Annotated in this window: 14 protein-coding genes; 13 read left to right on the top strand and 1 reads right to left on the bottom strand. The window is 47.3% G+C overall.

Annotated elements, in window-relative coordinates:
• The first annotated feature begins 62 nt into the window (after window positions 1-62).
• Both B1748_RS24865 and B1748_RS24860 read left to right on the top strand, forming a co-directional pair.
• Complete coding sequence (locus B1748_RS24865) at window positions 63-1,505, top strand: extracellular solute-binding protein (protein WP_087570646.1); 1,443 nt, start codon at window positions 63-65, stop codon at window positions 1,503-1,505.
• A gap of 279 nt (window positions 1,506-1,784) precedes the next feature.
• Entirely contained in the window at window positions 1,785-2,918 is a 1,134-nt protein-coding gene (locus B1748_RS24860; protein ID WP_179215815.1) for an SGNH/GDSL hydrolase family protein, read from the top strand.
• An 18-nt stretch (window positions 2,919-2,936) separates the two neighbouring features.
• Here the strand turns inward: B1748_RS24860 and B1748_RS24855 are convergent, their stop codons facing one another.
• Window positions 2,937-3,878: a helix-turn-helix transcriptional regulator gene (locus tag B1748_RS24855; RefSeq protein ID WP_179215814.1), complete on the bottom strand. Its 942-nt coding sequence runs from the start codon at window positions 3,876-3,878 to the stop codon at window positions 2,937-2,939.
• A 190-nt stretch (window positions 3,879-4,068) separates the two neighbouring features.
• On the opposite strand from B1748_RS24855, the gene B1748_RS24850 reads away from it, so the two are divergent.
• The 11 genes from B1748_RS24850 (at window position 4,069) to B1748_RS24800 (ending at window position 20,700) form a co-directional block, all read left to right on the top strand.
• Complete coding sequence (locus B1748_RS24850; protein WP_179215813.1) at window positions 4,069-5,964, top strand: ADP-ribosylglycohydrolase family protein; 1,896 nt, start codon at window positions 4,069-4,071, stop codon at window positions 5,962-5,964.
• An 88-nt stretch (window positions 5,965-6,052) separates the two neighbouring features.
• Window positions 6,053-7,429: an ABC transporter substrate-binding protein gene (locus B1748_RS24845; protein WP_087570642.1), complete on the top strand. Its 1,377-nt coding sequence runs from the start codon at window positions 6,053-6,055 to the stop codon at window positions 7,427-7,429.
• 84 nt (window positions 7,430-7,513) lie between these two features.
• On the top strand, window positions 7,514-8,632 hold the full coding sequence (locus tag B1748_RS24840) for an ABC transporter ATP-binding protein (RefSeq protein ID WP_087570641.1): 1,119 nt from the start codon (window positions 7,514-7,516) through the stop codon (window positions 8,630-8,632).
• Entirely contained in the window at window positions 8,626-11,586 is a 2,961-nt protein-coding gene (locus B1748_RS24835; protein WP_087570640.1) for an extracellular solute-binding protein, read from the top strand. The genes B1748_RS24840 and B1748_RS24835 overlap by 7 nt, the downstream gene beginning before the upstream one ends.
• Window positions 11,583-12,521 carry a carbohydrate ABC transporter permease gene (locus B1748_RS24830; protein ID WP_087570639.1) on the top strand — a complete coding sequence of 313 codons (939 nt, stop codon included), beginning with the start codon at window positions 11,583-11,585 and terminating at the stop codon, window positions 12,519-12,521. The genes B1748_RS24835 and B1748_RS24830 overlap by 4 nt, the downstream gene beginning before the upstream one ends.
• A gap of 1 nt (window position 12,522) precedes the next feature.
• Window positions 12,523-13,437: a carbohydrate ABC transporter permease gene (locus B1748_RS24825; RefSeq protein ID WP_087570638.1), complete on the top strand. Its 915-nt coding sequence runs from the start codon at window positions 12,523-12,525 to the stop codon at window positions 13,435-13,437.
• Window positions 13,438-13,449: 12 nt separating this feature from the next.
• Window positions 13,450-15,579 (top strand): YIP1 family protein, encoded by a 2,130-nt coding sequence (locus B1748_RS24820; RefSeq protein ID WP_087570637.1) that lies wholly within the window; start codon window positions 13,450-13,452, stop codon window positions 15,577-15,579.
• Window positions 15,569-17,854: a DUF5696 domain-containing protein gene (locus B1748_RS24815; protein WP_087570636.1), complete on the top strand. Its 2,286-nt coding sequence runs from the start codon at window positions 15,569-15,571 to the stop codon at window positions 17,852-17,854. Before B1748_RS24820 ends, B1748_RS24815 begins: the two co-directional genes overlap by 11 nt.
• Complete coding sequence (locus B1748_RS24810; RefSeq protein WP_256975906.1) at window positions 17,851-18,777, top strand: carbohydrate ABC transporter permease; 927 nt, start codon at window positions 17,851-17,853, stop codon at window positions 18,775-18,777. The genes B1748_RS24815 and B1748_RS24810 overlap by 4 nt, the downstream gene beginning before the upstream one ends.
• On the top strand, window positions 18,774-19,796 hold the full coding sequence (locus B1748_RS24805) for a carbohydrate ABC transporter permease (RefSeq protein WP_179215812.1): 1,023 nt from the start codon (window positions 18,774-18,776) through the stop codon (window positions 19,794-19,796). The genes B1748_RS24810 and B1748_RS24805 overlap by 4 nt, the downstream gene beginning before the upstream one ends.
• 40 nt (window positions 19,797-19,836) lie before the next feature.
• The gene (locus B1748_RS24800) at window positions 19,837-20,700 is read left to right on the top strand and encodes a sugar phosphate isomerase/epimerase family protein (RefSeq protein ID WP_087570634.1); all 864 of its coding nucleotides are present in this window, start codon (window positions 19,837-19,839) and stop codon (window positions 20,698-20,700) included.
• Window positions 20,701-20,708 lie beyond the last annotated feature (8 nt).

Here is a 20,708-nt window from a genome sequence, read left to right as displayed (position 1 = left end):
AGGAAGATATAGCTGGTGGATATGGACTGTCGTGAATGCGGCAGAGAGGGGAGCCGGTCGGCATGCTGAAACGTACCAATAGTTTTGAAGATCGGTATAACCGATTACAGCAGGAGTTGCGAAACGAGATTCTTACAGGCAGTCTTCTTCCTGGCGAATTTATTTTGCCCGAGAATACGCTTAGCGAGAAGTATGAGATCAGCCGCGTGTCGGTTCGCAAGGTGTTGGCTAAGCTTGTCGACGAGGGTCTTATCGAGAAGATTGCGGGCAAGGGCAACCGAGTGCGCATTCCGGGCGAGGATATTAAGCGCGAGACATTGACTGTCGCCTGGTTCTCCACGTCTTACGAGCTTGATATCATTCGTAATCTGATTGCTTTGTATGAGCAAACGCATCCTTATGTCAAGGTAGAGCTGCTGCTTCTGACAGAGGCAGAATATATTAATAATTTGGTTCATCTTATCAATTACGGGTTTGGGCCCGATGTGTTCATTCTCTCTGATATTCATATTCGCCATTTGATCGAGAAGGATCATTTGGACATCTTGATGCCATATATGCCTGCCGGTATCGATATCGAGCGGGACAGCTATCAGAAAGTATTCGACATGTTTACGGTGCAGGGAGAAGTGGTATCGACGCCGATCGTGTTTTCGCCGACTGTCATTTGCTATAATGAGCGGCTGATCAAGGACGCAAGCGCCGAGCTGCATGATTCGATGAGAGATTGGTCCGATCTGTTGAGTTTGGCGGAGCGATGCACCGTGCAGCGAAAGGATAGCGAGGTTATCGATCGATTCGGCTTCTGCTTCTCCGCATCGCCGAACCGCTGGCCCGTATTTATGCTTCAAAATGACGGCAGATTCATTGAGAAGGACGGCCGAGCATCCGTATTCTCCGAGTCCAATAATGTTGAAGCGCTGCAGTTCTGCGTCGACCTGATGTACAAGCATCAAGTTTCACCGATCTATTCGCACGGCAGCAGCTATTTGGCGGAGGGCTTGTTCAAGAAGGAACGCGTAGCGATGGTTCTCACAACCTATTACTTTATGAACGAGTTCCGCGGCCATGATCTTCGCTGGGATGTACTGCCGCTGCCGCAGCGGAAGAAGCCTGCTACTTTGCTGATCGGAGGCAGCCTGGCCATCAATCGCCAGACGAATCAGCCCGAGATTGCCAAGGACTTCATTACCTTTATGACGAGCAAGACCGCCCAGACGATGTTGAAGCAGCAGGGCTGCACGATTCCGATTCTGCGCGAGGTCGCGGAGGATGATGGGCTCCTCGACCCCGACATTCATCCGGAGTGCTACAACGTATTCCTAGAGGTACTGCCGTATGCATCGACGCTCCGCGATTTGTCGCTTAGCCAGTCGGAGCTCGAGCTTGTTCAGAAGGAGCTCAGCTTGTTGTGGGCCAATATGGAGACGCCAGAGGACGCATGCAAACGCATCGAAGAGCAGCTGAACGGGCTCAGAAACATTGTCCCGGTATCAGGGGTCTGATACGGGGTCAGGATACCAGAGACATAAGGGATAACACAGCGACAGTCCAGGACTTTATCGTCCTTTGACTGTCGCTGTTTCGATGTATGGGGTCAGATATTGAATGACGATCTCTTGCCCATTGCCAACGATCTTCAAGACTTCTGCAGTTATACTATAGACCTCTATGATTTTAAAGTGTGCAAATCTTAATCCAGATCATTTCTAATGGCAATAAAAGTTGCTATCATTAAGGCAATAACATATTACATGATCCTAATTAATGAGGTGAAGCTTGCTTTGGATTCAAATTCAAGAGTTCAATCAAATGATGTTCGGATACCGCAAAAAATATGTACGTTCAATGATGCATGGACGCAATGGCTGCAAGGAAGCAAGTTCCCGATTGCTTTTTTCGGAGATAGTACGGTCGACGGCGCGAATACGACGGGGTGGGTTGCCAATACGATTGGAATAGACGGCACTTCGCCTAACGCTTTTTCGAAGAAACTGGAGGAATTGCTTCGCCAAGCTACTAATAACGAAATATTGCGCATCTATAACTCGGGCTTTACCGGAACGAATGCGAGTTGGGCGATAACGGTCTTGGAGGAACAGTTTGGTGAATCTTCCGCCTATCATGATGCTCAAATGATTGGAATAGGCTTCGGAATCAACGACCGGCTTCTCTATCCGAACGAAAAAGCGTATAGGGACGGATTCAAAGGATGTATCGAACGAATGATTAACTGGTGCTATTCGAAGAACATCCAACCGTTTCTCCTGACAACCCAAGCGATACTCGAGCCGGGGGTAAAAACGGAATATGCGGAAGACTACCCTATGAGAACGAGCGAGCATATCGCGAGCATAGCCAATGAAGTGAAAAGAGAACTGGCGGAAACGTACGGACTTCAGCTCGTTGATATGAATGCATATACGGAAATGTTTCTCCTGTATTCTTCTATAAGCGCGCAGAAAATCATTTCAGACCATTTGCACTTTGGAGACATCGGCCATCGGTACGAGGCGGAAGTCCTTTTCACTTGCTTATCCCCTCGTACGATCATCGTGGACGGCTATACCAAAATCGATTATTCCAGTCAGAAAATCAAAGACAGCGTTCCTGACGACTGGTTGACAATACCTGAGATGCCGACGGACAGCTTCAAAGTTTTTGTGGACTACACGAAGACGGATTCGATGGACAGGATTATTATGTCCGCATGGGTGTTCGTAAACGCCAAGCGAAAGCTGACGTTGAAGGCATATAAAGGTAGTTCGCCGGATACCTATGTAAAAATTAACGGCAACATCCAACGTTTAGCCGGTGAAGAGTCGATTATCGATCAATTGGATCTAGGCTTATATAAATTGGAAGTATTCACGGGAGCGTCAACAAAAGTGGACTTTAAAGGCTTCATTCTTGAATAGATGAACAACAGCTCCTATCTAATAAAGATTAGGAGCTGTTGCTTTAGTTAAGGATGGATTGCCAGCAGATAAGAGTGTTTGGAATTTATCACGATAGTGCGAAGGCGATAATCCTTCCAGCTTTTTGAACGTTTTGCTGAAATACAAAGGGTTCTCAAAGCTTAATTCAAAGGCGATATCTTGCACGGACTTCTCGGTTTCACGAAGCAAATACTTAGCCCTTTGTATACGGAGTTGTTGCAGATACAGGTTAATCGTTATGCCCGAATATTTCTTGAATATGTTGCAGAGATATTCGTATTTTCGGTCTAGCATTCTCTCTATAGACGCAGCGGTGCATTCCAGCATATAGCTTTCGTTCAATATTTCCACGAGTCGTTGGTAAGTGATGATGGATGCGGGCAAGTTGATGTCGGACATGACTTTATCCAGTAAATCCTCCGCGGATATTTCGATTAATTTGGCCAAGCACCGATTTAATCGATAATGGTAATAACCTTTCGGTTTGTTGAATTCGTTGATCATGATTTCGAACGTATGCAAGCATTCATAACGACGCGACGGAGTATAAAGACGAGGAATAATTAGTTTCCCTGCATGTTCATTAGTAGAAGTACGTAAAAAATTTGAACTCGTATGGCAAATCTTAAGCAGCGAGGTTAAATTATCTCCTGCATCTATTAATTCAAGTGACGGGTCGGATGAGAATTGAACCCAGAAGAAGCTGCCGCCCCCGGGTTTCCAGGCGAAATGCTCCTCCCAAGGCAACAAGAGTAAGCAGTCCCCGCCGTTCAAAGTATATTTCTCTTGTCCGACTTGAATGAATACAGGACTATCAGCAACCATGATCAGTTCATAGTGCGGATTTGCCCGCGGTATCAGAAAGTTTGGGTCTATGTTGTACAATCGCGACCACTTTACGTCTAGTCTGGCCAGTCCGTTTATAGAAAAGTAGTCCATTCTGAAGCCTCCTTTACACATTCTTCGATAAGCAAACATTAATCCTAGCAATGTTGTTATTGAATAGGAAGCCATATAATGAAAACACTTACAATTATACAGAAGAGTCACCTATTGGGTCAATCCATTCGACATGATGGTGATGGTGATGTTGAGTTGTATTCATTGAAGATAAGAGGAGGTGAGCGGATTGAAAAAAAGCGTATTAAACGAACAAGATTATTATCGCAAAGTATTCGGTGGGTGGCTCGGTAAAAACATTGGCGGTACTTTGGGTGGTCATGACGAGGGAAGAACAGAACTACTGAATTTGACCTTCTACCCCGAAATCCCGGATAAGCCTACAGCTAACGACGATCTTGATTTGCAGCTCGTCTGGCTACATGTACTGGAACAGTATGGCGCAAGAATCACTTCGAAGGAACTGGGACAGGAATGGGTCGAGCACGTCTTTTTCCCGTTTGACGAGTACGGTTATAGCCTCACGAACTTGCGCTATGGATTGCAAGCGCCGGTAAGCGGATGGTTCAACAATCCGTTTACCGATTGCATGGGATCGCCGATTCGTTCGGAAATTTGGGCTATGGTGGCGCCAGGAGCACCTGGAGTGGCAGCCTATTACGCTTATCAGGACGCGATTGTCGATCATGCTGGTGGCGAAGGCGTATACGGCGAAATGTTCTTTGCGGCGATCGAGAGCGCGGCTTTTCTCGAATCCGACCGGGATCGGCTCATTCAAATCGGCTTAGCCTTTATTCCTGAGCAATGCCGGATCGCGAATGCGGTTAAGGATATCCTGGATTGCAAGACAATGGGGAAATCGTGGATTGAAGCGCGGGAATTAATTGTAAGCAAGTATGGGAATTACAATTTTACGGATGCCCCCCAGAATGTAGCGTTTACGATCCTTGGCTGGATTTACGGCGATAATTTTGAGGATTGTATACTTAAAGCGGCCAATTGCGGCTACGATACGGACTGCACGGCCGCAACGCTCGGCGCGATTCTTGGAATCATTGGCGGAGCGGAAAGTATACCGGAACGATGGGCCAAACCGATCGGGCACAGTGTAGTCGTAAGTCCGCAAATCAAAGGATTTTCTGTCCCCGCCGATCTGGATGAGCTCACAAGACGCACGCTGCAAGTGAGCAATGAGGTCATCGCTATATGGAATATTCCAGTTATGATCGATAGTCAGTGCTCGACCTACGTTGAGGAGGACAACATTCGCGTTCCTGGTGCATGGATCGGGGATTATAATCCTCGTGGGCTGCTGGAGCAAAATGTGAAAGTCAACCGCTACCTGCTTCCTGAAGGAGCTGCTTTAAATCAAGGTTTGGAGGTGACGATAGATTATGGGCCTGAAGGACCTACCGTTGGAATGACGGAGCGGAAAAAACTGATTATTACGCTAAGCAACCAATCAGAGGAGCCATGGGAGGGGAAGCTTGCGTTAGAAGTTCCATCCTCATGGAGTTCGGAAGAAGCCCCTAACTATCAGCTTCAACCTTATGAAAAACTGGTATGGGAAACGGTTGTTGAAACGGGAAGCGATAGGCAGCCATTCTATGAACTGTCCTTCCATATCGAACGCTTTCACGACAACTCTTTATGGAACAGCCATACCGTTCGATTTATATTACTATCAGCGGGCCATTGGAGGCTATGGGGGCCAGACAGCACGAAACATACTGAAGTTGTCATTCCTGGAAATCAAATTTCTTTCTCCAAGTTACTGGGAACGGAAGAGCCGGGAACATATAAGGCTAAGACAATGTTGATCAATCCACGTAAGCGCAATGTCAGGTTGATCATCGGTACTCCGTTTCCGGTAAAAGTTCACTTGAATGGAGAAATCGTATTAGAAGATCATGAAATGAGAGATTTCATTCCAGGCTATCATCGCAGCTATATGCACAGGCTATTCGAGATGGAACTTCCCCAGGGAGAGCATGTACTGGAAATTGAAGCCCAGAAGGGGAAAGACCCCTTGGAGCTGTTTGTGCTGCCAGTTGCATTCACCAAGACGAAGACTCCCGGAGGCAATTATTATTTTACAGATATCCTGTTTGGATCAGTCCAATAACTAATATTGATACAAAACACGAAAATAGTAGGTACAATATTAGGTTTCAATGTAAGATAATATAAAATGGAATTCGGGAGGGTTATCTATGAAAAAGCTTGAATTATTAAAGATTTTGAAAGTGCTTACAATTTGTATGCTGGTAGTAGTTGTAGCGGCATGCAGCAGTAAAAATGAACCACAAGTTACAACGGCACCGACGAAGCAGCCAGAGTCTAGCCCGGTAGAATCGCAAGCAACGCCAGAATCGCAAGAGCCCATCACGCTGAGAGTAGGTTGGGTCATTCCGCCAGAAAATCAGGATTGGCCTAAAATGTTCGAGGCTTTCACCAAGAAGTTTCCTTGGATAACGGTGGAGGGCGTGTACGCGGAAAATGGCGAAGATGAGTTAATTAAAAGCATTGCAGCGGGACAGCCGCTCGATATTATCTGGAATACTTCGCTGGATCGGGCGATCGAAGAAGATCTTATCGAAGATTTAACGCCGTACGCCGAGAAGGACGCTGAATTCCAAAGCTATCCGTATCGCGATGGGTATTTGGATAATTTCAAGAGAGATGGCAAGCTTTATGCGCTAAGCCGCGGCAATGACGGATTTTTCATCCTGTACAACAAAGAATTATTAAAGCAATACGGTTTGGAGAAGCCGAAACTAGATTGGACTTGGGAAGACTTCAGAACGATGGCCAAAGCAGCTACCAATCCGGGTGCTGGTCACTTCGGCGTAACCAACAGCGTATGGTGGCATAACTTCGTGTCGATGGCATTGCCGATGGCAAATGGACATGCGCCCAACATGGCGGCGATGAATGAAGATTTCTCGAGAAATCTTGCCGACGGCTCCGTTCCTGAAGTATTGGATGATTTGAACTTCTTTAATGATTTGATGGTTAATGACGGATCACTAATCAATACGAAACGCGCGGCGGAAGCAAAAATTGAAATGAATGCGTTCCATATCGGACAATCTTTATTCTTCACTGCGATCGGCCCCGTTCTCCCAGGCTTTAAAGCGGCATTCCCATTCGAATGGGACATCGCCACTATGCCTAAAGGGACAGCGAAGCAGGTTAATTTCGGCTGGCTCAGTCCAATGTCGATCTCGAAAGCGAGCAAGCATAAAGAGGCAGCTTGGGAATTGATCAAGTTCTGGGATGCGACCAAGGAAGGTCAGAAGACATTGTTTCAATTCGGCGGCTCGTTCCCGAACTCCAATGACCCGGAATTGGTGGAAGCTTTCGCGAGCGCGGCAGTATATGAGGGCTTCGATAAAGAAGTATTAATGTATACGCCGGGAATTACCCATTTCGATCCTGCAAGATTCATACCTGCTAGTAAAGAAATAGGACTAAGCTTTACGGAATTTGGATCCATAGCCTATGAGGAAGAGATCAGTGCGCATGAGTTTTTCCCATCAAGAATGCAAAAGGTTAATGAAATTCTAAAAGAGAAGCTTGGCAAGTAGGAGAAGAGATTTAGGCAACAGTGAGGATAACAGTCAAGCTTTGGATAAACCCGAAGCTTGACTAAGCATAAGGGGGGAGCGACCGTGTCTAAAGTATTGTTTCAACACATTTATAAACAATACGCCGGGGAGCAGCGGGTAGCAGTTAAGGATTTTCATCTGGAGATTGAGGATGGCGAGTTTCTGGTGCTTGTCGGTCCTTCTGGCTGCGGCAAGTCCACTTTGCTCCGGATGTTGGCCGGATTGGAGGATATATCGGAAGGAAATATTATTATCGGAGACAGGATTGTCAATTATATTTCGTCCAAGGATCGCAATATTGCAATGGTATTCCAGAACTATGCGCTATATCCGCATATGACGGTATATGAGAATATAGCGTTTAGCCTCAGACTAAGTAAACTACCGAAAGCTGAAATTCATGAGCGTGTAAATCGCGCAGCCAAAATATTGGACATCGAATCGCAACTGCATAAATTGCCAAAGCAAATGTCGGGCGGACAAAGACAGCGTGTTGCTTTGGGGCGGGCTATTGTTCGTGAACCTGAAGTATTCCTCTTGGATGAGCCCTTGTCGAATCTCGATGCCAAGCTGCGTATTCAGATGCGCGAAGAGATTGGCAAGCTGTATCGCAGACTGCGTACAACAACGGTTTATGTTACGCATGATCAAGTAGAGGCAATGACGATGGGAACACGCATTGTAGCTATGAAAGATGGAGTTATCCAGCAGGTTGCGAAGCCCGAGGAAATTTATAGTAGGCCGGCAAATTTGTTCGTGGCCGGGTTTATCGGATCACCGCAGATGAATTTTATTGAAGGAAAGGTCAGGGTTCGCGATGGGTATAGCTTATTTGAAACACGCAAGCATACGCTGCGCATTTCGGAAGATAAGAGCAAAATGCTGCGTGATAACGGATCAATCGATAAGCCGATTATTCTAGGCATTCGGTCGGAAAACCTGCTTTATCGAAATGATGATTTGGCGAAGCCTGAGCAGCAGATGAATGTATTCGAGGCTGTTATTGAAATTAAGGAATTGTTAGGCGCGGATACCTACTTGTATACAAACAACAAAGAGCAGAGAATCGTTGTGCGTGTAGATCCTAAAACCCGTTTCGAAGAGGGAGAACGGATCGTCGTTGGCGTTGATATGAACCATGCCTTGTTCTTCGATAAAAATTCGGAGGCTTTAATATGTTGAGGCGTTGGAAATACGTTAAAGCTGTGGTGTTATCTTCTATCCTACTTTTCTCCTTTACAGGTCCCTTGCCCATGCAGATTGTGAACGGGGATACACATAATGAAATCAAAACACGTCCGATCGAGAAAGTGAACGGAATTCCCACCTATTTGCAATGGCTAGCGTTGGCGCCCGAAGGAACGCAAGATTCGACCTTGCTGAAACAGCCGCTTCTGCTTCCTGCCGAAGACTACGCGGACTTTTCCGATCCGCAGCTATATAACCTCTTGTCGGATGACATAGGTCTGCTGTCAAAGGGAGGTGAAGGGTGGATTGAATGGACGGTAGAATTGCCGGAGGATGGCTATTACAACATGGGTGTGATCTATGATAGTGCCGATGATCATAAGACCGATTTGCGGTTAGGGATTCAAATCGATGGCATTTCTCCCTACCTGGAGGCTGAGCGTATTGTACTTAAACGCCACTACTCGGACAGTGTTTATCCACCGGAACGAGATGAATTTGATAACGATCGCAGGCCTGCTTCCGTTGAGGCAAGTGGCTGGAAGAATGTACGACTAACCGACTACGCAGTTGACCCGAGACCTTTAAAGTGGTTTTTTACCAAGGGGAAACACACAGTCCGACTAATATCTAGCCGGGATGCAATGAAGCTACAGGGACTATATTTGGTATCCCCTCAGGATCCAATGCTTTCAGATGAGCTCACACGGGAAAATGATCAGCTTACAGCAACGACAGCTTCAGGTAAATGGCTGCAGAAGGTTGAGGCCGAGCAAATCTCGCTTAAGTCGAATACGTCGATTCAGCTGCAATCGACGGATAGTGCATTGATATCTCCAGCGGCAGACGGTCATATTCGTTACAACACGATCGGAGGCGACCAGTTCCGCAGAAGCGGGGAATGGATTGAATGGGAATTCAATGTGCCCAAAGATGGCATTTATCATATCGGATTTAAATATTTACAGGCATATTCCAATAATGCATACGCTTACAGAACCATTACGATCGACGGCAAGTCTCCGTTCAAGCAATTGCAGCAGGTCGGTTTCCCTTACAATTCATCATGGGATTGGAAGGGATTGACGCTATCAGATGAAGAGGAACAGCCTCTACCGTTTCAATTGACGGAAGGGAAGCATACCCTCAGAATGACCGTCAGCTCCGCTCCAGTTATGCCGGTTTATGAAGGACTGCTGCACAACTTGCAGAAAATAGGCAAGCTGGAACAGACCATTCGGAAAATTACGGGAAACTTCGAGAAATCGTATTCGACAGGGGGAAATACGGATCTCAATCGAGATTGGGATTTGGAGAAATATATTCCCGGTCTCTATGAGCAAATGACGGTTATTATTGAGGATTTATCCGATTTGTCGAGCTTGCTTGGTGAAGTTACAATCGGGCGATCGGATATTGAGAATGCTTTTGATTCGGCGGCCAGAGATCTAACTGATTTACGAGACCATCCGCGTACGATCCCGAATCGATTGAATCTGTTTGCATCCATACAGAACAATTTAGGAACATGGACATTTCGTATGCTGGATCAACCGCTGCTGTTGGATTTTCTGTGGATCGCCGAGCCCGGTGCACAACTTCCTAAGATCAAGCCCAATTGGTCGCAACGAACCGGCCATATGTTAGGCAATTTCTTTCGTTCCTTTACTAACAATTTTGAATATGTTCGTAACAAGCCTGAAGCAATAGATGTATGGGTCAATCGTAATCGGGATTACGTCAACGTGATTCAACAATTAACGGATGAAACTTTCACGGCTGAAACTGGCATCCAGGTTAATATCAACATTGTACCGGACCCGCAGCTGCTTATTCTGGGCAATATATCCGGCAGGCAGCCAGACGTGGCGTTAGGTGTCGACACGGGGATGCCGATTGACTTTGCAACCCGGGGAGCATTGACGGATTTATCTCGTTTTCCCGACTACGATGAGGTCGCCAAGCGATTCCACCCCGGTGCGTTATCGGTGTTTCATTATGATCGGAAAGACTATGCACTGCCCGAAATACAAGGATTTAATGTCCTGCTCTACCGTACGGATATTTTGGAGCAATTGGAGTTAAACGCTCCGGACACATGGGAAGATGTCCTGCGGATGCTGCCGACGCTGCAGCAGAACGGATTCGATTTCTATATCCCGCCCAAGGACGGATTGCCCTTCCTGTATCAACAGGGCGCTTCCTACTATACTGCCGACGGTTTGCACTCCGCACTTGACAGCGAAGAAGCGCTGCAAGGCTTCGAACAATGGACAGATATGTTCAATTTGTACCAAATGCCCAAGGAAGTGCCCAGCTTCTATAGTCACTTTCGAATCGGCGACATTCCGATAGGCGTCGTTGACTTCAATACTTATTTGCAAGTTCAATTTGCCGCTCCCGAGCTTGCAGGGCGTTGGAAGATCGCCCCGATCCCCGGCATGAAGCAGGCAGATGGGACGGTTGTTCGCTGGGCCGGAGGAGCATTACAGGCCGGAGTTATCTTTCAGAAATCCGAGAAACAGTCTGATGCTTGGGAATTCTTGAAATGGTGGACTTCTACGGACATCCAGCGGCGCTTTGGCAATGACATCGAAGCATTGTACGGACCGGAATACCGATGGAATACGGCCAATATGGAGGCATTCAAACAACTGCCGTGGCCTGAGCAAGACCTCAAATCGATAGGAGAGCAGCTCCAATGGTATAAAGAGGTTCCCCAGCTTCCCGGTGGTTACTTTACAGGCAGGTATTTGGATATCGCGTGGAATAAAGTCGTGCTGGAGAAGAAAAATCCGCGCGTCGTTATGGAACAAGCGGTTGCCGATATTAATCGGGAACTGGAACGGAAGCAGGTCGAGTTCAAGCTGAGAGATCGCGATGGTACAGTGCTGCGTACACTTGATATTCCGCAAATTGTGCAACCTTGGAAAGGAGGAGCGCCATGAATTCCACTGTATCAATCAAACAGAGATGGCAAGCATTCACGACGACGTTATGGAAGCAGCGGGTTTCCTATCTGTTCATCGCGCCCTTTCTGATCTGTTTCACGGTTTTTATCGTTATTCCGATCGTTCTGGCAAACGCGCTGGCATTCTTCTCGTTCGATGCTATTTCTAGGCCGACCTTTATCGGATGGGATAACTTTTTGACCATTTTGGCGCGGGATCGCATCTTTTTGCAAAATGCGATTCCGAATACATTTAAATTTGCGATTATCGTCGGACCCTTGGGGTATGCGTTGTCTTTTATACTGGCATGGTTGATTCATCAGCTTCCCAAACGTATCCGCGATATATTCACGATTGCAATATACACGCCATCTTTATCTGCGGGTGTTGCTATGTCGGTCGTATGGCTAGTCATCTTCAACGGTGACCGAGTAGGCTACTTAAACAACTTCCTTTTGTCAATCGGTGTGGTGAGAGATCCGCAACTATGGCTTCAGGATCCGCAATATTTTATGAATATTATGATTATCGTTTCATTGTGGGCAAGTATGGGCGTAGGATTCCTAGCGATGCTTGCCGGCCTGCAGACTGTAAATACGGAATTGTACGAGGCCGGCGCAATCGATGGAATATCGAACAGACTTCAGGAAATTTATTATATTACGATTCCGGCTATTAAACCGCAAATGCTGTTTGGCGCGATCATGTCGGTCGTCGGAACGCTGAAGGCGGGATCGATCGGTGCCATGTTGGCCGGTTCACCGATTACGCCGCAGTACTCCGGTCATCTTATTACAAACCATATCGATGACTACGCATTTATTCGTTACGAGCTTGGTTACGCGTCGGCGTTGTCCGTCGTTCTGCTTCTTCTCGTCTACGGAAGCTCTAGGCTGTCGTTCCGGTTATTTGCAACGAAGGGAGATGAATAAGATGGAGCCGAATCTTGTTCATATTCCGAAACCCAAGACCGGATTGAGGATAAGACTTTCGCGAATCCGTTGGAAAAAGATCGATCTGTTTCAAGTTCTTGCAATGATCGGGCTTACTTTGCTGGCGTTGTTCATGCTGTTGCCGATAGTGTTTATTATCAACCATGCTTTTAAACCGATTAGTGAATTATTTCTATATCCGCCCAGATTCTGGTCGAATCAACCGACGTTGTTCAACTTTCAACAGCTGATTCTGAAATCGCAGACGACGGTTATCCCGTTTTCCCGTTATTTGTTTAACAGCGTTCTTACGACCTTAGTTACAGTAGCAGGGGTTATTTTCGTTAGCTCGTTGGCCGCCTACGCGTTTGCCAAGCAACGGTTCATAGGTCGCGAGCTTTTCTTTTCCTTTACAATAATCGCCCTAATGTTTGCTCCGGAAACTGTCGCTATTCCGCGCTATTTGGTCATAGCGAATTTGGGCATTATGGATACTTATCTTGTTCATGTGCTGCCGCTTCTTGCCGCGCCCGTAGGCGTTTTCTTGATGAAGCAGTTTATGGATCAAATCCCTAACGAACTGATCGAAGCGGCGAAAATTGATGGTGCGAAGGAATGGGTCGTCTTTTTCCGAATTGCGTTGCCGATTTGCATGCCAGCGGTAGCCACCATTGGGATTCTTGCTTTCCAGGGATCATGGGCGCAGACAGAAACGTCGGTACTGTTCACCTCTACCGAATCGATGAAAACACTTCCTTATTACACGATGACGCTAACGAACGGGTTGGCCAATAATGTGGTCGGACAAGGGGTTGCTGCCGCTGCGGGATTGATTATGTTTGTTCCGAATTTGGTCGTTTTCCTGCTGTTTCAACGCAGAGTACTGAATACGATGGCTCATTCGGGCATCAAATAAAGGAGTGGAACGATGCCTACAAGCAGCAAGACGCTCAGGCGAATGATTAAAATACTGTTGGCCGTTGTCTTGGGAGTCGTTCTCTTCTTGGGAGCGGATCGGCCAGCTTATGCCGAACTGCCCTATACGACCTATTCAAGCGATACGAATGACGTATGGATTAGAACCCCCAATGCCTTCGTTCCGAAAGCCGTGTGGGGGGGGCTAAACCATCCGGAGGATTTATTCATGACATCCAAGGATGAGCTGTATGTAGCGGATGCAGGCAATAATCGTATCGTGCAGCTTGACTTGGAGGGGCGTATTGTACGGACGATACCTGAATCGACTGATCAGGATCCCAAGGCAAAGCTGCGAAAACCGGAAGGCGTATTCGTGACGGAAGAAGGCGTAATCTATGTCGCGGATACCGGGAGCCGTAGAGTCGCCGTTTTCGACCGTGAAGGGAAGTTCGCGAAAGAGCTGCTTGCCCCGTCTTCTGAGCTGCTGCCGAAAACGTTTGTGTATGCGCCTTTGAAAGTGGTTGTCGATCAACGCGGATATATTTACTTGGTTACAAAAGGCGGTTATCAGGGACTGTTGCAGCTTGCGCCCGATGGAACGTTTGCGGGTTTTTATGGAGCCAATAAAGTTCCGACCAGCTGGCTGGACAGCTTGAAGAGGAAGTTTTTCACGGAGGAGCAACTGAAGGAAGAGCTTTCGCGCTTGCCGGGCGCGGTTACGAATGTGACTCTTGACGCCAAGAAATTTATGTTCACGGTCAACAAAGATTTGAAGAGCGGGCAGTTGAAGCGGCTTAACTTCGGCGGGGTCGATCTCCTGATGAATCATAATTTCGCACCTTGGGTGAAGCCTTTGGAGCGGTTTTCTTTTCAAGATGTTCACGTGGATTCGCATGGGGTTATGTCGGTGGTGGAAACTGCTGAGGGGAAAATATACCAGTATGATAAATACGGCCAGCTGTTGTTCCTTTTCGGAGCGACTTCCGTAGGCTCGGAACAGCGGCTAGGAATGTTCAAACGGATGACAAGTATCGTTGCAGACTCGAACGGCACCCTCTATATAGCCGATGGGGAACTAAATCGCATCCAAGTCATGAAACGTACGCATTTCGGAGAACTGGTCCATCAAGCCTCTTATTTGGATAACCAGGGGAAATACGAAGAAGCAAGGGGACTGTGGGAAGAAATTCATCGCTTGAACGGGATGTACGACAGAGCTTACTTGGGTATAGCCAAAGCTATGTTTAAAGCAGGGGAAAACGAACAGGCTATGGCGTATTTCGAACAAGCGAAGGATAAAGAAGGCTATTCGGAATCGTACTGGCAGGTGCGGATGAACTTTCTTCTTCAATACTTCGGTACGGCAATGACGGTGCTGACTATTGTTCTTATCGGCTTTATTCTTGGCCAGAAAATCATTAGAAGCCGCAAGAAACCGGGGCTTACCGACGATCAGAGCGAGGCATCGGCGGTAAATCTACCGCAGAGAAATAGTCGCTTGGCATTCTGGGCACGCATGCTGGCCGAGCCGTGGAAGCAGATGCTCGCCATGCTGCGGCATCCGATGAACGGGATGTACGACATTACTGCATCGACGCAGGTCAGATGGCGATTCGCTTTGTTCTTTGTAGTGCTCGGATTTGTAGTCATCATTGCGGGCAAAGCACTCGTAAGCATGCTGTTCGCCGCGCAGCGGTTCGAGACATTGAATCTGACAACGGAGGCCATGAAATATTTTCTGCCCTGGATTTCCTGGATCGTAGCCAATTATTTGACGGGCTCAGTTATGCGCGGCGAAGGCTCGTTCGGCAAAGTTTTTGTCGTGAACAGCTATGCGTTGGCGCCGTACATATTATTTATTTTACCGATACAATGGTTGTCGAACGCGCTGACTTTGCAAGAAGGGATTTTTTACACTGCGGCTCATTATTTGATCATCATCTGGGTGTTTATTCTGATCTTTGTCGGCACCCAAAATGTGCACAATTATAATCTGAAAGAAGCGATCGGCATGATGTCGGTTTCCGTAGTCACGTTTCTCTGCCTGTGGGTATTCGGTTTCATTCTGATCGGATTGGTCTATCAGGCGACCGACTTTGTTACTGGCTTTGGGCAGGAGGTGTGGTTACGTGTTCGATAAAGCGATAAAGATGTTCGACCGGAGGCATTGGAAAAAAGGAACTGCGGCGTTGGCCGCCATTCTGATCATCATCTCGGCTGTCTTGTGGATGAACCGGCCCTCTTCCGTTGTCGTGAATTCTGACATTTATTCAACGACTGATGCTATGGCCTTCTTCTCCAGCTTGGACGTTACATCGGATGTACCTCAAGTGGAGTCCCGTAATTTAGATGGCGTGCAATGGTTCAAAGCGTATGAGCAGAAGAAGGCTGCTTTATGGTTTGATCCGCAGACCGGACAGGTTGCGGTCGAGGATAAACGCAGCGGAAAGATGTGGCGAAGCAATCCGGATTCCGCGGCGCTGGCGATGGATCAAACAAAAGGATTATGGCGCTCTCATCTGGAGTCTCCTATCGTTCTAAGTTACTTTAACGCCGATAGGACTTTAATCAAAGACACGAATTTGAAAGAATATCCGACGACTGTAAAATGGCATAGCATCGAAGAGGGAGTCGCCTTGATGTACGTTATCGAGGAACTCGGCTTCCAGTTTTACGTCGAATACCGACTGGAAGACAATCAACTGGTTGCCCGCATCCCGGAGCTTGGGATTATAGAAACGAAAGAGAATTTGTTGATGGAGCTTAATTTCCTTCCTTTTATGGGGGCAGCCATGAATGGGTCTGACGGTTATTTGCTTGTACCGGATGGTCCGGGCGGTCTGATCCGCTTTAACAAAGAAGGCCTCGATTTAATAAATGCCTATAATTACCCGGTGTACGGTCAGGACTGGTCGATTCCCGCCACGACTCCCTCAACGAGAAGAACACCGGTTTCCTATCCGGTATTCGGTCTTAATTCGGGCGAGGAAGGTTATGTTGCCGTTATCGAGGAAGGAGCTTCCAGAGCGAATATTGTAGCTACTCCGGCCGGTATTTCGACGCAATTCAATGAAGCGCATGCGAAGTTCGTATACCGTCGAATTTATAGTCAGCCGACAGGTCAGACATCGAGTATCTTATCGTATGAAAAAAAGATGCCGTACGAAGCCGTTTCGGTTCGCTATATTTTCCTCGATCAGAAGGATGCGGACTATGTGGGCATGGCGCAAGCCTATAGGGACTACTTGATGACACATCGTAAAGTAGAGAGGCTCGATTCGAAACTCAAACAGTCGCCTTTGCAGCTCCAGTTCGTCATAGGCGCAGGCGAATCGACGCCGCTGGGAGAGAAGCTTAGAGTCGCAACGACTTTCAAGCAGGTAGAGGAAATCGTTCTAAGCCTTGTGGACCAGGGCGTTACCAACATCGAGGTCGGGTTGGCAGGCTGGCAGAACGGTGGAGATCCGGGGAACTTGCCGAAGCGTTTCCCGATTGAAGGGGAGGCGGGAGGCGAGCAGGAGCTTCGAAATCTGATTGCCCAGTTGGGTGCGCAAGGCATTCAGATAAGCCTGAACGATCGTATTGACACGGCTTCCATCTCCCGGAACAATGGATTTTCTCCCGGAGACGATGGTATACAATCCATCGTAGGTACGCCGCTAATCTATAGGAACGCCGCGGACGAAACCATATACTTGGTCAGTCCGGTTAGGAATATACAGAAATACGTGCCCGACCTGATCGAGAAATGGAAGGGAATAGGGATAAAAAGTGCCAATCTGGTTAACATGGGGACCCAGCTTAACAGCGATTATCACCCGAGCCGAAAAATAAGCAGGCTGCAATCCATCTCTTACTCGCTCCAGATAACGGATACTGTGCGCCAAGCATTAGGGAGTGTCAAAGTATCGGGAGGGTTTGACTTTTTATTAGGCCACGTTGATCATATGTTCGACTTTCCTCTTGAATATAATTTCGATCTGATTGTGGATGAGCAGGTCCCTTTTTATCCGATAGCCGTACATGGCCTGGTCCCCTATTCTTCAGGCCCGGCTAATCTGAGAGAAGATCAAGCTGTGCAATTTTTGCGGGAAATCGAATATGGGGCAGTTCCGCGATTTTCACTGACTTACGAGGATCCGCGAATGTTGAAGAGGACGTCGTATGAAAACTTTTTCAGCTCCCAATATGATGTTCTCGAACAACAAATTTTGGCCGAATACGAGGTGTTATCGAAGACGGGAGTCAGGAACAGCTTCATCACCGGGCATCGCAAGCTGGCTGAAGGCGTTTTTGAGACCCGCTATGAGAACGGGCGAAAGGTTCGGGTGAATTACAATAATGACCCGTATCAGGGGGAAGGTTTTACGATTGAGCCCATGTTCTACCAAGTTGCAGAGGAGGAGGAAAGATGAGCCGGATGAACATGGGTACGTTAATGACTAAAGAAGATCATGCCCGGCACAGAAGAATGCAATCGTTAAAGGATGCTTTGCGAGGCTACCTTTTCCTCCTGCCCTGGATGATCGGGATCGTTATGTTTGTCGCCTATCCGTTAATCTATTCCTTCTTTATCAGCTTTCATAAGGTAGGAGTCAAGATCGACGGATCAGGGTTGAAATACGATTTTGTAGGGATGACCAATTATAAACATGCGTTTGTAGTTGATAACGTTTTTCCGATAGAAATGTTTCTGTTTATGCGTGAAGTGATACTGGTTGTGCCGATTACCGTCATTTTTGCTCTCCTGATCTCTATCATGCTGAACCAGAAGTTCAAAGGAAGAATGCTGTACCGAGCCGTTTTTTTCCTTCCCGTTATTTTCGCTTCAGGTCAGGTGCTGCTCGAATTGTTCAATCAAGGGCAGGGCTCATTGCCTCTAGTGGAGAGATACAATCTGACGGATGTGATCTATGACGTACTGCCGTTAACCGCTGCCGGAACGGTTGTGGATTTGCTCGGCAAATTCGTCATAATACTCTGGTTCTCCGGCGTGCAAATCATTTTGTTTCTGGCGGCGTTCCAGACAATCTCCAAGACGATTTACGAAGCAGCTCAGATCGACGGGGCGACGCCATGGGAATCATTTTGGAAAATTACGTTTCCAGCCATTTCACCGTTTATTATTTTGAATCTCATTTATACGTTGGTGGAGCAGTCCTCCAACCCGTTCAACCCCATTATAAGCCATATTCTGGAAAATACAACGGATGCAAATACAGGATACGGTTATGCCAGCGCTTTAGGATGGATTTACTTTGCATTTATTATGTTGCCAATATTAGCACTTGTCTTTATTGCAAGACGTCAAAGCAAGAAAACGGAGGCGACGAGATGAATGATGGGCAAATCCCGACTAGCGAAAAAAGTAAAGTGGGACATTCTAGCTTGAAGCGTTTGGACGATTGGCGCATCAGGCTGAGGACAAGCGAACGAATGCAAAAAAGCCGCATGCTTATATTCGGAAGGCACTTTAATGACGGATGGTTATTCAAACTGGCCATCTACATCATCCTATCCGCAGCTGCGTTGTTGTATCTGAATCCTGTTGTCTATATGTTGACGACTTCCTTGAAGCATGGAACCGATCTAGTGAATCCCATGATCCAGTGGATTCCGAGTAAGCTGGAGTGGTCCAATTATGCTTCAGCTATCATCGGCTTGCATTATTGGAAGTCCCTTATACAGACGGGATGGATTTCGATCGCCGCTTCGCTCTTGCAGATGGGTTCGTGCGCGATCGCGGGCTACGGTTTTGCCAGAATGCGGATTCCGGGGAAATCCGTTTTCTTCTTCATCGTATTGCTGACTTTTCTGATCCCGCCACAAACGTTATCCATTCCGTTATATGTACTCTATTCCAAGCTGGGTTGGCTAAACACGCCGCTGCCCTTGCTCGTTCCCGGCTTGTTTGCACAAGGGCTGAAGGGCGCGATATTTATTATTATTTTTCGTCAGTTTTTTGCTACCTTGCCTAAGGAGTTGGAAGAATCCGCTCGCATGGACGGAGCGGGTCCTCTAAAGACGTTCTGGCGTATTATGCTGCCGTTAGCTAGACCCGCGCTGTTGATCGTCTTCCTGTTTTCTTTCGTGTGGCACTGGAACGACTACTACGAGCCTGCTTTATATTTAAAAAACGGCGATTTCACTTTGCTGGCACAAAGCATGCAGTTTTTGCAAGGGAACTTAAATTCGGCTGCTGCCACAGGTTCTTCCATGGGCGGAAGTTATTTCAGCTTAAACGAGTCGATTACGATGGCGGCAGCCTTCTTGATTATCGCTCCGCCGCTAATCGTGTATATGTTCGCGCAAAGATATTTTGTCGAAGGTATTGAGCGCACGGGTATCGTGGAGTGATGAAAGATGATGACTTGATGAATGAGGAGTGATTATAGGCATGAAACCGGGCGTAAGCACTTATAGTTTGGTAGATAAAATCGTATCCAGGCAGATGAGCGTGCTGGACGTCATCCAATGGATATCTGATCAAGGTGGCGAGCATGTCGAGATTGTTCCCGCGGGATACGACTTGGAGAACAATATGGAGCTTGTTGATGCTATTCGGCTTAAAGCTGAGGGGCTGAAGTTGGATATATCCAACTACGCGATCACTGCTAACTTTGTCGCAGGGGATGCACAGGCTTGCGAGGCTGAAATCGCGCGTGTCATGAAGCATGTCGATATCGCCAATCGGCTCGGCGTGAAGCTGATGCGCCATGATGTGGCTTTCCGGCCGGCCGAGGAAATGACGGAGTCCTATTTCCTTGGCGATCTGGATCGAATGGCTGATGCTTGCCGTCGAATTGCCGATTATGCCGCGCAATACGGCATTACAACCAGTGTAGAAAACCACGGACATTACATTCAGGCAAGTGAGCGGGTTGAACGTCTAATTCGCCATGTGGATCTACCTAATTTCAAAACGACGGTGGATATCGCGAATTTTATGTGCGTGGATGAAGATCCAATTCAAGCATGCAAGCGCAACGTGCCCTTCGCATCGATGGTTCATGTGAAGGATTTCTACGTGCGCCCTTCGGACTTCGATCCGGGAGAAGGATGGAGCAAATCTGCAGGTGGCAACTACCTCAGGGGGGCGATTCTGGGTCATGGGGATATCAATGTTAGGGAAATATTGAACATGATCAAAGCTTCCGGCTATGACGGCTATCTGTCTTTGGAATTCGAAGGCATGGAGGATTGCCTGACAGGTACTAGAGTGGGACTGGACAATCTGAAGCGGTTATGGTCGGAAATATAAATTAGTTG

The sequence above is a fragment of the Paenibacillus sp. MY03 genome (assembly GCF_002165585.1).
Taxonomy (GTDB): Bacteria; Bacillota; Bacilli; order Paenibacillales; family Paenibacillaceae; genus Pristimantibacillus; species Pristimantibacillus agaridevorans.
Note: the sequence above shows the minus strand (reverse complement) of the source record. Positions and strands in the feature narration are given on the sequence as shown.